The sequence below is a fragment of the Rhodococcus sp. AW25M09 genome (assembly GCF_000333955.1).
In the GTDB taxonomy this organism is placed as follows: Bacteria; Actinomycetota; Actinomycetes; order Mycobacteriales; family Mycobacteriaceae; genus Rhodococcoides.
In genome coordinates this window covers 15,873-31,198 of record NZ_CAPS01000048.1, presented here as the reverse complement: position 1 = coordinate 31,198, position 15,326 = coordinate 15,873, and the positions used below count along the sequence as shown (strand labels likewise).

General features: G+C 64.6%; 14 protein-coding genes. 2 read left to right on the top strand and 12 right to left on the bottom strand.

Annotated features, from left to right (window positions below):
• The 3 genes from RHODMAR_RS09105 to RHODMAR_RS09095 form a co-directional block, all read right to left on the bottom strand.
• On the bottom strand, nt 1-684 hold a 684-nt coding region (locus RHODMAR_RS09105; RefSeq protein WP_008713649.1), incomplete at its 3' end, for a thioesterase family protein.
• A gap of 22 nt (nt 685-706) precedes the next feature.
• Nucleotides 707-1,549, bottom strand: a complete 843-nt coding sequence (locus RHODMAR_RS09100) for a sugar phosphate isomerase/epimerase family protein (protein WP_008713647.1) — start codon at nt 1,547-1,549, stop codon at nt 707-709.
• A gap of 9 nt (nt 1,550-1,558) precedes the next feature.
• Nucleotides 1,559-2,704 (bottom strand): Yip1 family protein, encoded by a 1,146-nt coding sequence (locus RHODMAR_RS09095; protein WP_008713645.1) that lies wholly within the window; start codon nt 2,702-2,704, stop codon nt 1,559-1,561.
• Nucleotides 2,705-2,737: 33 nt separating this feature from the next.
• On the opposite strand from RHODMAR_RS09095, the gene RHODMAR_RS29570 reads away from it, so the two are divergent.
• Both RHODMAR_RS29570 and RHODMAR_RS09085 read left to right on the top strand, forming a co-directional pair.
• Nucleotides 2,738-3,148: a hypothetical protein gene (locus RHODMAR_RS29570; RefSeq protein WP_008713643.1), complete on the top strand. Its 411-nt coding sequence runs from the start codon at nt 2,738-2,740 to the stop codon at nt 3,146-3,148.
• Nucleotides 3,149-3,189: 41 nt separating this feature from the next.
• Nucleotides 3,190-3,942: a hypothetical protein gene (locus RHODMAR_RS09085; protein ID WP_008713640.1), complete on the top strand. Its 753-nt coding sequence runs from the start codon at nt 3,190-3,192 to the stop codon at nt 3,940-3,942.
• 68 nt (nt 3,943-4,010) lie between these two features.
• Here RHODMAR_RS09085 and RHODMAR_RS09080 read toward each other — a convergent pair whose 3' ends face one another.
• From RHODMAR_RS09080 to RHODMAR_RS09040, 9 genes are all read right to left on the bottom strand, one after another.
• Nucleotides 4,011-4,700 carry a response regulator transcription factor gene (locus tag RHODMAR_RS09080; protein WP_008713639.1) on the bottom strand — a complete coding sequence of 230 codons (690 nt, stop codon included), beginning with the start codon at nt 4,698-4,700 and terminating at the stop codon, nt 4,011-4,013.
• Nucleotides 4,697-5,869: a sensor histidine kinase gene (locus RHODMAR_RS09075; RefSeq protein WP_008713638.1), complete on the bottom strand. Its 1,173-nt coding sequence runs from the start codon at nt 5,867-5,869 to the stop codon at nt 4,697-4,699. Before RHODMAR_RS09075 ends, RHODMAR_RS09080 begins: the two co-directional genes overlap by 4 nt.
• Nucleotides 5,870-6,006: 137 nt before the next feature.
• Entirely contained in the window at nt 6,007-6,762 is a 756-nt protein-coding gene (locus tag RHODMAR_RS09070; protein WP_008713637.1) for a phosphoglyceromutase, read from the bottom strand.
• The gene (locus RHODMAR_RS09065; RefSeq protein WP_042938533.1) at nt 6,759-7,904 is read right to left on the bottom strand and encodes a low temperature requirement protein A; all 1,146 of its coding nucleotides are present in this window, start codon (nt 7,902-7,904) and stop codon (nt 6,759-6,761) included. The genes RHODMAR_RS09070 and RHODMAR_RS09065 overlap by 4 nt, the downstream gene beginning before the upstream one ends.
• Nucleotides 7,905-8,071: 167 nt before the next feature.
• Nucleotides 8,072-9,253, bottom strand: a complete 1,182-nt coding sequence (locus RHODMAR_RS09060) for a lipase family protein (RefSeq protein WP_008713633.1) — start codon at nt 9,251-9,253, stop codon at nt 8,072-8,074.
• Between the two features lie 53 nt (nt 9,254-9,306).
• A complete protein-coding gene (locus tag RHODMAR_RS09055) occupies nt 9,307-11,058 on the bottom strand; it encodes a CocE/NonD family hydrolase (RefSeq protein ID WP_008713632.1) in 1,752 nt (583 codons plus the stop codon).
• Nucleotides 11,055-12,263, bottom strand: a complete 1,209-nt coding sequence (locus tag RHODMAR_RS09050; RefSeq protein ID WP_008713630.1) for a lipase family protein — start codon at nt 12,261-12,263, stop codon at nt 11,055-11,057. The genes RHODMAR_RS09055 and RHODMAR_RS09050 overlap by 4 nt, the downstream gene beginning before the upstream one ends.
• A 98-nt stretch (nt 12,264-12,361) precedes the next feature.
• Nucleotides 12,362-13,819 carry an MFS transporter gene (locus RHODMAR_RS09045; protein WP_008713628.1) on the bottom strand — a complete coding sequence of 486 codons (1,458 nt, stop codon included), beginning with the start codon at nt 13,817-13,819 and terminating at the stop codon, nt 12,362-12,364.
• The gene (locus RHODMAR_RS09040) at nt 13,816-15,270 is read right to left on the bottom strand and encodes a condensation domain-containing protein (RefSeq protein ID WP_008713627.1); all 1,455 of its coding nucleotides are present in this window, start codon (nt 15,268-15,270) and stop codon (nt 13,816-13,818) included. Before RHODMAR_RS09040 ends, RHODMAR_RS09045 begins: the two co-directional genes overlap by 4 nt.
• Nucleotides 15,271-15,326: the final 56 nt, after the last annotated feature.

Genomic DNA, 15,326 nt, shown 5'->3' with positions numbered 1-15,326 from the left:
GGCCCAACCGAACATTCCGCGGTTCATCGTCACCGGAGCGGAGATGTCACCGGTCATGAGCGCGAACAGCACGGCCGTGTCCGTATCGGCCTCGTCTCCTGCGAAGGGCCGCACCCACAGTCGAATCTCTGCCTCGCCCTGCTCGCCGGTCAGGAAGTTCGCCGACGTCGGATCGATACGCATGTCGCAGCCCTCGGCGAGATGCACGATCGACGCCATCGGGTGATCGCCCGCCACCGCGAGGGTGCCGGTGGGAGGTTCGACGGACATCGACGCCAACGCTGTCGGCGTCTCGTGGCGTGGCTGATCGGAATCGGGCAGACCGAGGGTGACCACGGCTCGCACCGCAACGCGCCCGGCCTGAGTCATCTCGACGTCGACACTGCAGACCTGGCGACCACGCTTGCGCACCACCGTCGTCAGTGCCACCTCGCCGGGATCGGGCGCCGCCAGATAGCTGACGCTGACCGCCAGGGGTTGCATATCGGATTGCTCGGGTGCGGTGCGCACGATCTGCTGACGAGCTGCTGCAGCACAGACGGCGAGCATCGCCCCGCCGTGCACCTTGGGGCCGATGGTCCAGATGGAGTCGATCGCGCCGACGAACGACGCGGTATCGGAGTCGACGTCGACCGCAACGAGGGTGGTGGCGGCGCGGAACGGGCTGGGGCTGGCAGAACTCATTCCGATCAACTTACCGGCGACCTCAGGACAGGTGTGCGCGGGCGAACTGCAGCGCCTGATCGAGCATCGAGGAACGCTCGGGCACCGTCCGCGCGTTCTGGGTGTTGATCTCGATGACCGCCTGACCCTCGAAACCGCGGCGTACCAGTTCGGTGCACACCTCCACACACGGCTGACTACCGTGCCCGGGAATCAGATGCTCGTCCACGGACGCGCCTCGGCCGTCGGCCAGATGCAGGTGCGCAATGCCCTCGCCCATCCGATCGAGCATGTCGAGGGCGTCCGATCCCGCGGTGGCGGTGTGCGAGAGGTCGAGGGTGTAGTGATCGTGTCCGACGTCCGTCGGGTCGTACGACGGTGAGAACGCCGACAGCGCCGCCCCGGGACCGCCTCGTCGCTCGAGTCGCTGAGCGGATTTCTCCTTGCGCCCGAAGAACCGGTCGGCACGCATCGGGAACATGTTCTCGACGGCGACCACCACGTGCGAGTTGGCTTCGAGCTCGGCGACCTGATCGGCGAAGCCGTCGCTGTACCTGCGTTGCCAGCGGAACGGCGGATGGACCACGACCGTTGCCGATTCCAGCTTCTCGGCCACCTCCACCGAGCGGGCGAGCTTAGTGACGGGATCCGCTCCCCAGACCCGCTGCGAGATCAGCAGACACGGTGCGTGGATCGCCTGAACCGGCATCGAGTACTCCCGCGAGAGTGCGGCGACTGCGTCGACGTCCTGGCTGATCGATTCGGCCCACACCATCAGTTCGACGCCGTCGTATCCGAGTTCGGCCGCATAGCGAAACGCTGCTTCGGTGTTCTGCGGGTACACCGAGGCCGTGGACAGGCCGATCTGTATTCGGTTCGCGACCATCGTTCCGGCTCAGCCGGTACTGAGCTGGAAGGCGAGCGGACCGAGCGTCACGAACACACCCACGGCGATCGCGATGACGATCGATATCAGGTCATCGGTGCGTCGCAGAATTCTCACCACCGCCACGAGGCCGACGATGACCAGCACCGACAGCACCAGCGCGACCCAGGGCAACACGTCCCACAGTTGCTCGAAGCCCTTGAACAGCAATGCGCCGACCACGATCGCCACCACAGCCTGGCCGATGAGCACCAGCCATTGCCTGATGGCGCCGCCCTTGCTCTTGGTGGCCGGCGCGCGGCGGCCGGATCGAGTCGGTGCACCCGCATCGACGGCCTCGGTATCCGGCGCGAGAGCGTCCTCGGACTCGGGGGTCTCCACCGCCTCGGGGGCAGCAGACGTGCTGGGCTTCTCGATGGATACGCGCTTGCCCGCCGGGGCTGATGTGACGTCGTCGGCACCCTGAATACGCGGAGACATCGCAGTCTTGGCCAGGTCGTCGACATCGATGACCGCTTCGCGCGGGGTGACGTCGGTGTTCGGTTCGGCCTTCTCGACCTGCCGCGGTGCCTGGAATCCGGCAGGCCGCCGGGGCCGTGATTGCTCGGCTGCGGTCGATCCGTACGGCGGCCGCTCCGGCGTAGCCTTTGTGCTTTCGGGCGTGGATGCGGCTGCGGAGCCGGCTCCGGCCGGACGTAGGCCGCGTTCGGTGTCGTCGTGCGACCGATTGAGCAGGTCACCGGCAACCGTGGTGGATCCGGACAGCAATTCCGGCTCGGGCTGCTGCTTCTCGCGTCGGCCTGCCGGTTGAAATGGAGTCGGCCGAGCGGTCTGCGGCCGCGCCGGTTGCGACCGGGAAGAAACAGGAGCGGGCACGTCGTCCTGCGCTGTGCGGTCGTCGTGCTCGACTCGCGCAGCGTCGGGCGTATCGGTCTCGGTTGCGGGAGGGGCCGGCGTCTCGACCACCGGGGCGCTGCGACTGCCCGGCGCGTCGCGGATTACCGGAATTTCACCGGTCAGCTCTGAGACAGAGATTCCACCCTTGACGCCGCGGCGACGGCGGCCGCCGGTATTCAAGTTCGACTTCTGGCCGTTTCTAGCCAGCAGCTCGGCGACCGAGATCTGTCCGGTGTCTTCCGGGTTGGCATCGCTCATCTCGAACTCCCCACCAGATCGCCGTCTGTTTCGGTGTCCAGCTTCCGCACAATCAAACCTTCCCTCGGCGCCCATGGGCAGATGTCGCAGGACTTCACCGACAATGCCCTCATGCTCGCCTCCGCTGTCGATGCCTGGGCCACCAGCCGTGGTGGCCTGACGCCTCTCAATTCTGCACGGTCGCCGGCCGATATCCGCGATCCCAAGGCTCCGATTCGCCACGAGCCGCTCACGGAGGGCGCTGCACCGATCATCCGATCGAACGAACGACATGTCGTCGACGTTCCCAAGGCGCGGGCCGAAGCTGCCGTGCTCGGGCTCGTCTCGGTCGCGTCGGTGCCGCGATGGAGATCCACGACAAGCGGACGCAACGCGTTGCTGCCGACGTCGAGCACCCCTAATCGCACATGCCCACGGTACTGGGTCTACCGTCGTCGTTTGTGACAGCAGGTCGTGAGCAGCCACCGTTCGCTGCAGAGGTCGAGATGGATTTCCCCAGAGAATGGGTCGAATTCCCCGACCCCGATAATTCGGAACACGTCATCGCCGCCGATCTGACGTGGCTGTTGTCCAACTGGACCTGTGTGTTCGGCACTCCGGCATGCCAGGGAACCGTCGAGGGCAGACCCGACGACGGCTGTTGCTCCCACGGCGCTTTTCTGTCCGACGAGGACGACAAACGCAAGCTCGACGAGTCGGTGAAGTTGCTCACTCCGCAGGACTGGCAGCTGATGGACAAGGGTCTGGGCAAGAAGGGATACGTCGAGTTCGACGATCTCGACGACGAGCAGTCCCTCCGCACGCGCCGCTACAAAGGTGCATGCATTTTCCAGAATCGTCCGGGGTTCGCCGGGGGCATCGGGTGCGCGCTGCACTCGATGGCGCTGCGCAAGGGCATCGAACCGCTCGAGGTCAAACCCGATGTGTGTTGGCAGCTGCCGATCCGACGCACCCAGGACTGGGTGACGAGGCCCGACGGCTCCGAGATCCTCAAGACCACGATCGGCGAGTACGACCGCCGTGGCTGGGGCGAGGGCGGACTGGATCTGCACTGGTACTGCTCCGGGTCACCCGATGCGCACGTCGGCTCCAAGCAAGTGTTCGAGTCCTACAAGCCGGAGCTGACCGAACTACTCGGCAAAGCCGCTTACGACGAACTGGCATCGCTGTGCAAGCGTCGCCGCGGCCTCGGTTTGATCGCGGTGCACCCGGCCACTCGTGAGGCCCAGCGCCGTTAGTGCGGCTTCGCCGCATGTGCGTGGAACTTCGTAGCCCGTCACGAAGTTCCACTCACATGCCGCAGGCTCTACCCTTCGAGCTTGTAGCCCAGTCCCCGCACTGTCACCAGGTGCTCCGGCTTGGCCGGGTCGGACTCGATCTTCGAGCGCAGTCGCTTGACGTGGACGTCGAGAGTCTTCGTGTCACCCACGTAGTCGGCTCCCCACACGCGGTCGATCAACTGACCACGCGTGAGCACCCGGCCGGAATTGCGTAGCAGGTACTCGAGCAGATCGAATTCTTTGAGCGGCAATGTGATCTGTTCGGATCCGACCATCACGACGTGGCGTTCGACGTCCATCCGCACCGGGCCGGCTTCGAGCACCCCGGTATCGACTCCGCTGTCCATCTCGGCATCGGAGCCGCGGCGCAGTACCGCGCGGATGCGAGCAATGAGCTCGCGGGCGGAATACGGCTTGGTGACGTAGTCGTCAGCTCCCAGTTCGAGGCCGACCACCTTGTCGATCTCGCTGTCGCGCGCGGTCACCATGATGACGGGAACGCCTGAGCGCGAACGCAATTGCTTGCACACGTCGGTGCCACTCATACCGGGGAGCATGAGGTCGAGCAGCACGATGTCGGCGCCGGCTCGATCGAATTCCGCGAGTGCCGACGGTCCGTCTCCGACGACGGTGGCCTCGAAGCCTTCCTTGCGAAGCAGGAAGGCCAGTGGATCGGCCAACGACTCTTCGTCTTCCACGATCAGAACGTTGGTCACTGATTCTCTCTTTCTGTAACCGAAGCGTCGTCTTCTTCTTCGAAGTACGCGGGGATCTGGAGGGTGAAGGTGGATCCGGTGCCCAGCTTGCTCCACAGCGAGATGCTGCCGTTGTGGTTGGCTGCGACGTGTTTGGCGATGGCCAGGCCGAGGCCTGTGCCGCCGGTGGCCCGCGACCGAGCTTTGTCGACGCGGAAGAATCGCTCGAAGACGCGTTCCTGGTCCTGCTTGGCGATGCCGATTCCGCGGTCGGTGACGGCGAACGCCACGTGCGAGCCCCGCAATGCTCGGCTGACCGAGACGGGCGAGCCATCGGAGGAGTACGCGATCGCGTTCTGGATCAAGTTGGCCAGCGCGGTGACCAACAGTGCTTGATCGCCGAGTACTTCGAGCCCGCTCGGATGGTCGGTGGTCACGGAGATGCCGGCGTTCTCGGCGGCGAGCTTGGACCTGTCCATCGCTTCGTTGACGACGGTATCGACGTCCACGACCTCGAGGTCGGGCAGTTTCTCGGCTCCCTGCAAACGAGAGAGTGCGATCAGTTCGGTCACCATGTTGCCCAGCCGCTTGGACTCGGCGACGACCTTGCCGCCGAAGTGCCGGACGGAATCCGGGTCGTCGGCGGATTCGAGCAGTGCTTCCGCGAGCAGGCTCATCGCGCCGACGGGCGTCTTGAGTTCGTGGCTGACGTTGGCCACGAAGTCCCGACGGGTCGCTTCCATGCGGACCTGCTCGGAATCGTCGTCGGCGAACAGCACGACGAAGCGCTTGTCTTCTTTGCTGAGCAGACGTGCGACGCATCGGACGGCGATCTTGTCGCGGCCGGTCCTGGGGTTCTTCGAGCTGAGGTCGACTTCGACGGTGCTTCCGTCACCGAGGACCTTGAGAACGGCGTCCCAGGCTCTGTCGTCGATAGAGCGGTTACGCACCAGACCCAACTCCTCGGCGCGCGGGTTGAACAGCACGACGTCGTGAAATTGGTCGACGACGGCGATGCCGCTCTCCGAGGCGAGGACGATCAGGTCCAGTACCTGCGACATCGTCAGACCGGAGGTGACTCGGCGGCGCTCCGAGTGTCGAGTATTGAGGTACGGGATCAGAACACCGCCGACGAGGTATCCCACGAAGGCCGCGGCGATTGCCAGTAATACGGCCGATGCGACACTCACACCGGAATCGTACGTTCGATGGACGGGTCACATACGCAGGGTGCAGGCATTTCCCTGGTCGTCATAGTCCTCGTCGACAGTGTTCTTCGATCGTTCACCTGCAGTTCCGACAAAACGTCGGTTCAGGCGTGGTGAAGCTACTTGCCGCCCTGATTCGCAACGGCAGCTGCGCCTGCGGCTGCGGCTTCGGGATCGAGGTACGTCCCGCCGGGGTTGGTGGGCTCGAGCTTCCCGTCCACCTCGGTGAGGTCGTACTGCAGCGGAATACCGGTGGGGATGTTGAGTTCGGCGATATCGGAGTCGGAGATCCCGTCGAGGTACTTCACGAGCGCGCGCAGCGAGTTGCCGTGCGCGGCGACCAGGACGTTCTTACCGGCCTTGAGATCGGCGACGATCGTCTCCTCGAAGTACGGGATGAGCCGCTCGACCACGTCGGCGAGGCATTCGGTCAACGGAACGTTGTCCAGATCGGCGTACCGCGGATCGGCGTCCTGGCTGTGCTCGCTGCCGATCTCGATGGCCGGCGGCGGGGTGTCGTAGCTTCGACGCCACAGCATGAACTGCTCGTTGCCGAATTTGTCCTTGGTCTCGGCCTTGTTCAAGCCCTGCAGCGCGCCGTAGTGCCGCTCGTTCAGACGCCAGTCGCGGACGACCGGAATCCAATGCCGATCAGCGGCGTCCAGCGCGAGATTGGCGGTACTGATCGCACGCCGCAACAGCGAGGTGTACAGCAGGTCGGGCAGGATTCCTGCCTCGGTGAGTAGCTGACCGGCGCGTCTGCCCTCGGCCTCACCTTTCTCGGTCAGTCGCACGTCCACCCAACCGGTGAACTGGTTGGACGCATTCCATTCGCTCTCGCCGTGACGAAGCAGGATCAGGGTTCCGATACTCATGTGGTCAGTTTCTCATGTTCCACGCGTGTTGGCCCGCGTGCGACGAGGACCGCGACCACGACGATCATGACGACGGCGGTGAGGGTGATCGGGATGGGGATGAGGGGATCGAAGAGCACCAGAACCGCCCCCAGCGGAACCGCGGTATTGACGACGCGGTCGGCGTTGGCCCGGATGGCGACCAACCACACTCCGAGTACGAACACCGCGATCGGGATCGTCACGGTGAACGACCCGCCGACGGCCCCGAGCTCGCTGTGCTCGGTGAGCACGTCGATCTCGACCTCGATGCCGGCCGAAAACGCGCCTGCGGCAGCGAAGATGAAGTAGTGCGTGTACCCGTAGACCAGTGAGTTGCCGAATGTGCCGATTGCCCGGTGATGCGGGGGCCAGAAGTAGATCCACCAGAAGCTGGCGGTCACCATGAGCGTGAGCACCGATATCGAGATCAGCGGCGCAAGGGCCGTGTCGTCGTGCAGGGCTTCGATGATGGCGTTGGCCGAGGCGAGCAGACTTTCGCCGAGCAGAATCAGCGTGAACAGCCCGTATCGCTCGGTGATGTGATGCGGGTGCCACGGGGTGGGGCCTCCGTTCCGTTCGGCGATCAGCGGAACCGACATTTCCGCCGCCACCAGCACGAAGAACACGATGATGGCAGCCGTGCCGTCGAGCAGCACCCACCAGAGAATCCACAGAACCTGGACGCCCGCGATCCCCACCGCATAGGTCAGGGCGGTCTTTCTGTGTTCACTCGACCGTGATGCCCGTAGCCACTGCGTCACCATTGCCACGCGCATCACGACGTAGCCGAGCACCACGATGGCAAAGTCTTGGTCCACGAACGCCGATTCGATTCCGGCAGCTAGCACCAGAACACCAGCCATCTGCACGACGGTGAGGATGCGGTACAGCCAGTCGTCGGTGTCGAACGAGGTGGCGAACCACGTGAAGTTCATCCACGCCCACCAGATCGCGAAGAACACGAGCGCGTAGCTGAGCAGACCGTCGGCCACATGGTTCTCGGTGAGAGCGTGATGCAGCTGGACAGCCGCGATGCTGACGGCGACCACGAACACGAGGTCGAAGAACAGTTCCAGTGGACTCGCTGACCGATGGGGTTCGTTCGGATCACGCGGTCGCATCGGCACCAGACGGGCGGCGGAGAGATTCACGATCGCAGACTAAGCGATCCGATTCGCGAATGTTGTCCAGGTTTTGTTGCCGCGCGCCCACGCTCATCTCGGAGCATGGGCGCGCGGTCGGGGAAAAGGGTGTGAGGTTGCGGCGTACTACCTCGTGGGGCTGTTGATCACCCGCAGTTGGACGGTGCCGGCTCTCCTCGGAATCGTGCGTCCACGTAGGCGTAGGCCTCGGGCAGTCCGACGAGTGAACCGCTGAAGTGCTCCGCCAGTGGATACGCCCTGAACTGCACCGTGGCTCCGGCCGCGCAGTAACGGTCGACTGTTTCCTTCACCGGCGCGAAGGGGGTGATGAAGTCGTTGATTCCATGCCAGATGTACACCGGGGCCGTCGGGACGCCTTCGTAATCGACGAGACTGTTCTTCTTCAATACCGCCTGCGCGGAGGGCAGCGATGCGATGTCGACATTCGACAGATCCCGGGCGCTCTTGAATGCTCCGCCGATGATGATGGGACGCCTGCATTGGTTGCTCACCTGATCTCGCAGTGCCAGGCCCGCCGCGTTGAGGTTCTCCGAGACGGGGAACTCGGTCGGGTATTCGCGCTCGAGTCCCAGAGATGCCGCGAGTGCCATTCCGAAGGCGGGGTGCGGAATCGCGCTGTAGCCGAGATTTTTGGCAATCAATTCCAGGTCGGCAGGAGTTCCGCCGTGCACGCTGGCCACGATGTTCAGCTCGGGGGCGTAGGTGGGTGCCATCGCACCGGCCCACGATGTTGCCAGCGCACCGCCGGAGTAACCCAGCAGAGCGACGGGGCTGTCCTTCAGCGGCAACTGCTCGAAGTTCTGCACAGCCCGAACACCGTCGAGCGTCAACCGACCTTCGTACTCCGCGGCGCCGTAGGCACCGTTCGGGCCCAGGTAGTCCGGAACTGCAACTGCCCAGCCGCGGGCGACCATGCCGAGGTACAGGCTCGGAGCTTCACCGATCTCGTAGGTGAAAAGGCCATGCGACGGTGCACATTTGACGCCCAGAGCGTTGATCACGGCCTGGTAGGACACCAATGGCGTTCCTTCGCCTCTACCTCGGGGCATCAGCACAGTGGTCACCGCAGCAACCGGCGCACCGGCGGAGTTGCTCGACCGATACTTGAGCTGCCAGATGTCGGTGTTGGGATACATCCACGCGTCCGCGCGGCGGCTCTCCAGAATGTCGCCCGGGGCGTAATCGGCGATGTCTGCGGGTGCCGCGTAGAAGATGTCCGGATCGGGAATCGTCGGAGCCGGCGCAGCCGATGCTGTTGTGCCCGAGGCCAACAGGGACGCGCACAGTGCCACGAGGATGGACCCCATGGCAACGAGTTTTCTGGTCAAGGCGAGCCTTTCGGTGTTTTCTGAATAGATCGTCACGGCACTGTGGGTAGGGAAATTCGATTGATCGGATCCGACGAGGCAATAGTGACGTCTGCTGGTCCGGGGCCACCGGCGAAGGATGGATCCGATGCGGTGATCTCGACGGCGATGCGATGGTCACGGTCGAATCGGTGCACGATGCTGGGAAGCGAAATCGTGACGGGCTCGGCAGTTCCGGTCACGACAGCCGGTGCCACCAGTCCGTGAATCGGACTCCGAGTGCCGTTCGGTGCCACGTCGAGCACGCTGACGAACACCGTGGCGGGACCTGTCGTCGTCGGACTGATGGACAACTCGGGTGCCCCCACGACGTCGATGGGGTCGGCCAGCGGCGGGGTCGACCAGCTCGCGGCTGAACCGGGTAGAGAGACACGTGGAACGGGAACTTCTGCTGCGATGTTCGGAAGTCCCAGAGTGGTGTGCATGGGCGAGCCCGCATCCCGAATCGTCTGCGACCATGGGCCACTGGCTGCACCGCTCTCGGACAACGTGCCGTCCGCCAATTGGAAGGTGCGTCTGTCCCCGATGGGAAACGTGCTCGACTCCACGTACGCCGGTGATGCCACACCGCTGTAGGGAACCCAGTCGCGGAAGTAGGTGAAGGCGGGCCCGGGGTCGACATCTCGATCCTTCAGATGCCGGTCGAGCCAATTGCCCACGAGGGCCGCCTCGTGCTGGGTGAAGGGGTCGGGTGCTTTGATGTCGAACTCCCCCGGATAACCCTTTCGATCGTTGTGTCCCCACGAGTGCCAGACCATCGACGTTTCCACTCCGCGCGCCCGCAGGGTCTCGAACGTGGCGGCTGCCTCGTCGAGGCTGAACAGTGAGTCCTTCTGGCCCTGTGTGAGCAGAACCGGGACGTCGACGCGATCGAGATAGTCGACGGGTGAGACGTGACGCATGGCTGCCAAAGTTGCCGGGTCCAGCTCCCGGTTCGCAGCGAACGCGTCGGCGGCGTCGCACACCCACTGCGCATAGTTCGGGCAGCCCTGCGCCCGAGCCGGATCGGTGGCGTAGCCGACCGGTCCGGTCAACACGGCACCTGCCGCAAGAAAGGCCGAACCGAACACGCTCTTGACCGGTCCCACCGGCCTGCGTCCGGTCGCCTCCGGTGCCAGCGAATGCGCCAGATCGTTCCACGTGATCATCGACGCCACCGTGTCCAATCGCGGATCCATCGATGCCGTCGCCAATCCCGTTGCGCCGGCGTAGGACCCACCCAGGTAGCCGACGCGGGGATCACCCGGTTCGTCGAGCCGAACCACGTCGAGCGCCGGTGCCGGAACGGTCCGCGCGGGATCGGTGAAGACTCCTGCGTTCGCACCGGCCAGATAACCGATGAGAGCCGAGCCCACCACCCCGTCGTAATCAGGATCGGCGAAGTAGATCTTGCATGTCGAGCCGCCGAATCCGAGCGCAGAGTACGACAGAACCACGTAACCGTAGGTCGCGAATGTCGCGGCGGCACCCGCTTGATCGTCCTTGGATCCGCCGAACCCGTTGCTCGTCAGGATGGCCGGAGCTCGGCTGTCGGGCCCCAGCCCCGTCGGCACGTAGATGTCGCCCACCACCGTGCAGTGCTGGTCGCGCGCAGGGCCGACTGCGATGTCGAAGTATCGAGTCCGCACCGAGAAGTCACCGAACGACTGGGGTGCCAGCACCGGCAGCTCCGCAGCATGAGCCGGCGTCGACGCTGCGACCACCGCTAGTGTCGTTGCCCCGACGACGGTTGCGAGCCACTTCATCGGAGGCAGTTCGTCGGCGGCGCGACACCCCGAAACCTGTTGTCCAGGAACGTGAGCGCAGCCGGTAGCCCCTCGAATGCTGCCTGAATGTGCTGCGGCGCATGAACGACGTCGAACTGCAGTGTCGCCCCGCTCGCACAGTATCGAGCGGCGGTGTCTCGCAGGGCGACGATCGGAATCAGTGGGTCGTTGTCACTGGCCCAGAGGAAAGTCGGTGCCGTGGGCACACCGGCGTACTTCACCAGACTGTTCTCGTCGATGATCTGCTGCGCCTCGGGGCTGTCCACCAGCGAGGTGTTGGTCGAGACGGCCAGTGCGCTCTTGAACGCACCGGTAGCGAGAATCACCGGCGTGCAGGCGTTCGAGACCTGATCCTTCAGGGCAAGACCAGTGGGATTGAGTTGAGCCGAGATCGGCAAGCGGTCCGGGTATTCACGCTCGAGTCCGAGAGCTGCGGCGAACGCGAGACCGAATGCCTGATGCGGTTGGAACCCGAGCGCACGAGCGATGTTGTCGAGATCGGCGGGCACGCCTCCTGCTGCAGCGCCGACGATGTTCAGCTCCGGCGCGTACGTGGGAGCAAGCGCTGCGGCCCAGGCCGTCGCCATTCCGCCGCCGGAGTACCCGGCCATACCCACCGGACTGGTCGCCAGCCCGAGTTCGGGTACACGCTGCGCGGCGCGGACACTGTCGAGGGTGATCTGACCACCCAACTTCGCTGCGCCATAGGCACTCTTGGGCCCGAGGTGATCCGGTACCACGACGGTCCATCCACGCACCAGAGCCAGGTTCAGAAATTCACGTTCCTGCACACCGGTCGTCAGATCGGCACCGAACAGCGTTTCCGATGGTGCGCACTGCAACCCGAGTGCGTTGACGAAGGGCTGATACGACAGCAGTGGCCCACCGGGAGCGCGGTTGGCCGGCGCGAGAACGGTTGTCACCGCAGCGATCGCGTCTCCTCTGGAATCGGACGACCGATAGTGAATCTGCCAGACGTCGGCTCCGGGATACAGCGGACTGGTGAAGCGCCTGGTGCCGACGACGTCGCCGTTGCTCTTCCCGGTCAGGTCTGCGGGCGCGGCATACAGGGTGCCCGGGGCCGGTATCGGATCGTTGGGTGCGGCCGATGCGACGGGTGCAGAGACGAACAACATCGACATCAGCCCGACGGCGGCCGTCAGGGTCAAGAGGGTGCGGCGCATGAGGTGACTCTTCTCGATTTCGTTCGGCCCGGCCAATTCGAGAGGCCGGGTTTCCTCGGATTGTGTTGCAGATAAATACATTTCGTTCGCGATATCGGTCAGGGAGATCTCTGGGGTGCCATCAGCGGCACTCGCGCGACTTCGGTAGGGACGCGGTCACCTCGCGGGAGCGCGACGGCGACTGCGGTGGCCACGGCCATGGTGGCGGCCAGCCCGAACAGCACCGTCTGCTGGGACGCAAGGTAGTCGGACGCGACCGGTTGCGCGGGAAGCAGTGCGAAGTACACGGCACCGGCGATTGCAGTACCCACCGCAGACCCGATCTGTTGGACCGTCGGCATGATCCCCGTGGCGGAACCGATTGTGTCCGGCCTCACCCCCGCGACGATGGTGCTCTGCAGCGGCGCAATCACCGAACCCAGGCCGACACCGACAAGGGCGAGCGGAACAGCCAGCCACCAGGCGAAACTGGCGCGTCCCATCTCCTCGGTGGCTGCGCCGAGTACCAACAGCGCCACCCCCATGGTCGCCGCACCTGCGGCCACCGACCGTGAGTCCCAGCGCTGGAACGACATCGGAGCGACCAACGACGCTGCTACGGCTCCGAGCGCGAAGGGCACGGTGATCAACCCCACCGTCGACGCACTGTCACCCAGACCGGTCTGCAACGTCACCGACATCGTCAGAACGAATCCGGTGAAGGTGCCGTACACCAGAGCCGAGACGACGCAGCCGTACGAGAATCCCCGCTCGGCGAACACACTCGTATCGACCATGACATGCGCTCCGGCGGCGCGTCTACGCCGTTCCCACACCGCGAACACGGCCAGCAGAGCCAGGCCGATGCCGCAGGCGGGCACTGCAGCAAGAAGGCTCGAACTCGCGATGATCGGGTAGACGATCAGCAGGGCACCGATGGACCACAGCATGACGCCGACCGGATCGAACCGACCGCCGGTACCGGACTGGACGTACTGGGAACCGACGTCGACGTACCGGTGGCCGATCGCAATCGCGATCGCAGCGATCGGGATGTTGATCAGAAATATTGCTCGCCAACCGGTTCCGAAGATGTCGAGGTGCATCAGGACCGCGCCGATGGACGGGCCGGCGAGGCCTGCGAGCCCTGCGATACCGCCGTACAAGGCGAACGCTGTGGTACGCCGCGACCCGGAGTAGGTTGCGGTCACGATGGCCACGGTCTGGGCCGACATGGCCGCGCCCGCAACCCCTTGCAGAACCCGAGCGAAGATCAACAGCTCGATGGTGGGCGCGTACGCGCACAGCACCGACGTCGTCGCGAACATCGCAGTGCCGACGACAAAAGTGTTTCTGCGACCGAATACCTCACCTATTCGCGCCATCGTGAGGAGCGCGCACGCAAAGGCGAGCAGATACGCCGCTGGAACCCAGACTTGCTGTGCACCAGTTCCGTCGAGGTCCCGAGCGATCGTCGGCAGTGCAACAGTGACGGCGGTGACGTCGATCATCTGCATCGTCACTGCCAGCAAACAGGCGCACAGCGTCGCCCACGAGCCGCTGCGTCGGTGCGTCATACCCTGCTGACATCCGGAAGCTCGTGCGCGAAGTGGCTCGCGTCGGGAAGCTGCGGGGCATAGTCGCCCGATTCGACCACGGAGGAGTAGATCTCGGAGATCTTGGCGAAGTAGAGGTCGATCGAACGGTCGGCCTCGTCCGTTCCCGGGTACAGAAATTCCACGCCGGTGTGGTCTTCGAATCGGTTGATCCACATGAAGACTTCCTCGGAGCTGCCGCGGTTTCCGTAGAGCCCGGCCCCGGCCGCGTCGAGCTCGGCTTCACCGGGCAGCTTGCGGACGTCGACGTACGAGATCATCGGAGCGGTCCAACCCGGCTGGGTCGTGATTCCGTGCTCTGGACCGACCAGTTCGAGTACTCGGTGGTAGGACGTGTTCGCCAACAGCTTCCCGGCATCGAACGCTTCCTGGGCACGGACGGCGAGGGTGAGGAACGTCGGCTGCGAACCCAGATCGAAGCGCAGCGGAATCAGGCTCGAATACCATCCGATCGAGGCGAATTCGCCCGGAAGCGATCGAGTGCTCTTGGGTGTCAGTGCCAAGTAGCTGTTCCGCCCGGCCAATTCGTATTCCGCCAGGGCAGCCGCGGCGAAGATTCCGCCGATGAACTTGGCTCCCACGCCCGCACATGCCTCGTCGACCAACCGCGCCTGAGCCCCATCGAAGAGCGGGAACGAGCTGTGGGACGTCCTGGTGTAATCGGCACTGTTGCGTCCCAGCGGAAGTGGGAACGTCGGAAGATCGCCGCCGTTATCGACCACCAGGTCGATCCACGTCTGCACGGCGGCCGTCTCGAGGCTCGTGGTGTCGCTTTCGGCGCGTTCTCGCTGGCAGTAGTCGACGTAGCTTCCCGGGGTGAACAGTCCGTCCGACTCCCCTGTCACCGCGTTGCGGTAGAGCTGGCGCAATTCGTAATAGGTCAATGCCTGCGAGATGCCGTCGGTGTCGAGATGATCGACCGCCGCGTACACCACGAAATGGTCGTCGTGCTCGATCGTGCCGAATGAGAAGCAGTCCCAGCTCTCGGGGCCCGGAGTGCTGTCCTGCACGTGCCGGCGAATGTCCGCCGAGTCCGCGGGCACGCCGTAGGTGGTCGCTTCGAGGACGATGTCGTCGACGTCGACCAGGTGGCGCACCGAGCCTGCTGCAGTCGTCTCGAACCAGCTCGAGAACGAATCGTGGCGTTTGACGAATGCATCGAACGCTCGGCCCATCGCCGAGCTGTCCAGCTTTCCTTCGATGCGGAACGTGACGAGGCACAGACGGGAAAAGCGAAAGGACGACCCTCGGTTGCGGTACGCGGCCTGGAGGTACGCCTGCTGTATGTGCGAGGGGCGTGCCGGATGGACCGGTGCCGCTGCGGCGGCGGCGCGTGAAGCGTCGGTGGGCGACCACGTGGTGAGGGGTCCCGGAGCGGGCGTCCACTCGTCGATAAGTCCGAATGCAACCACGACACAACCTTTCGAAGGAGAGAGATGCGACGCAACACAGTGCGTCGGAGGGGCCA

Bases quoted from the DNA above. Each gene is read 5' to 3' on its own strand.
- RHODMAR_RS09100 (WP_008713647.1), bottom strand. From the start codon at position 1,549: ATGGTCGCGAACCGAATACAGATCGGCCTGTCCACGGCCTCGGTGTAC.
- RHODMAR_RS09095 (WP_008713645.1), bottom strand. From the start codon at position 2,704: ATGAGCGATGCCAACCCGGAAGACACCGGACAGATCTCGGTCGCCGAG.
- RHODMAR_RS09085 (WP_008713640.1), top strand. From the start codon at position 3,190: ATGGATTTCCCCAGAGAATGGGTCGAATTCCCCGACCCCGATAATTCG.
- RHODMAR_RS09070 (WP_008713637.1), bottom strand. From the start codon at position 6,762: ATGAGTATCGGAACCCTGATCCTGCTTCGTCACGGCGAGAGCGAATGG.
- RHODMAR_RS09065 (WP_042938533.1), bottom strand. From the start codon at position 7,904: ATGCGACCGCGTGATCCGAACGAACCCCATCGGTCAGCGAGTCCACTG.
- RHODMAR_RS09060 (WP_008713633.1), bottom strand. From the start codon at position 9,253: ATGGGGTCCATCCTCGTGGCACTGTGCGCGTCCCTGTTGGCCTCGGGC.
- RHODMAR_RS09055 (WP_008713632.1), bottom strand. From the start codon at position 11,058: ATGAAGTGGCTCGCAACCGTCGTCGGGGCAACGACACTAGCGGTGGTC.
- RHODMAR_RS09050 (WP_008713630.1), bottom strand. From the start codon at position 12,263: ATGCGCCGCACCCTCTTGACCCTGACGGCCGCCGTCGGGCTGATGTCG.
- RHODMAR_RS09045 (WP_008713628.1), bottom strand. From the start codon at position 13,819: ATGACGCACCGACGCAGCGGCTCGTGGGCGACGCTGTGCGCCTGTTTG.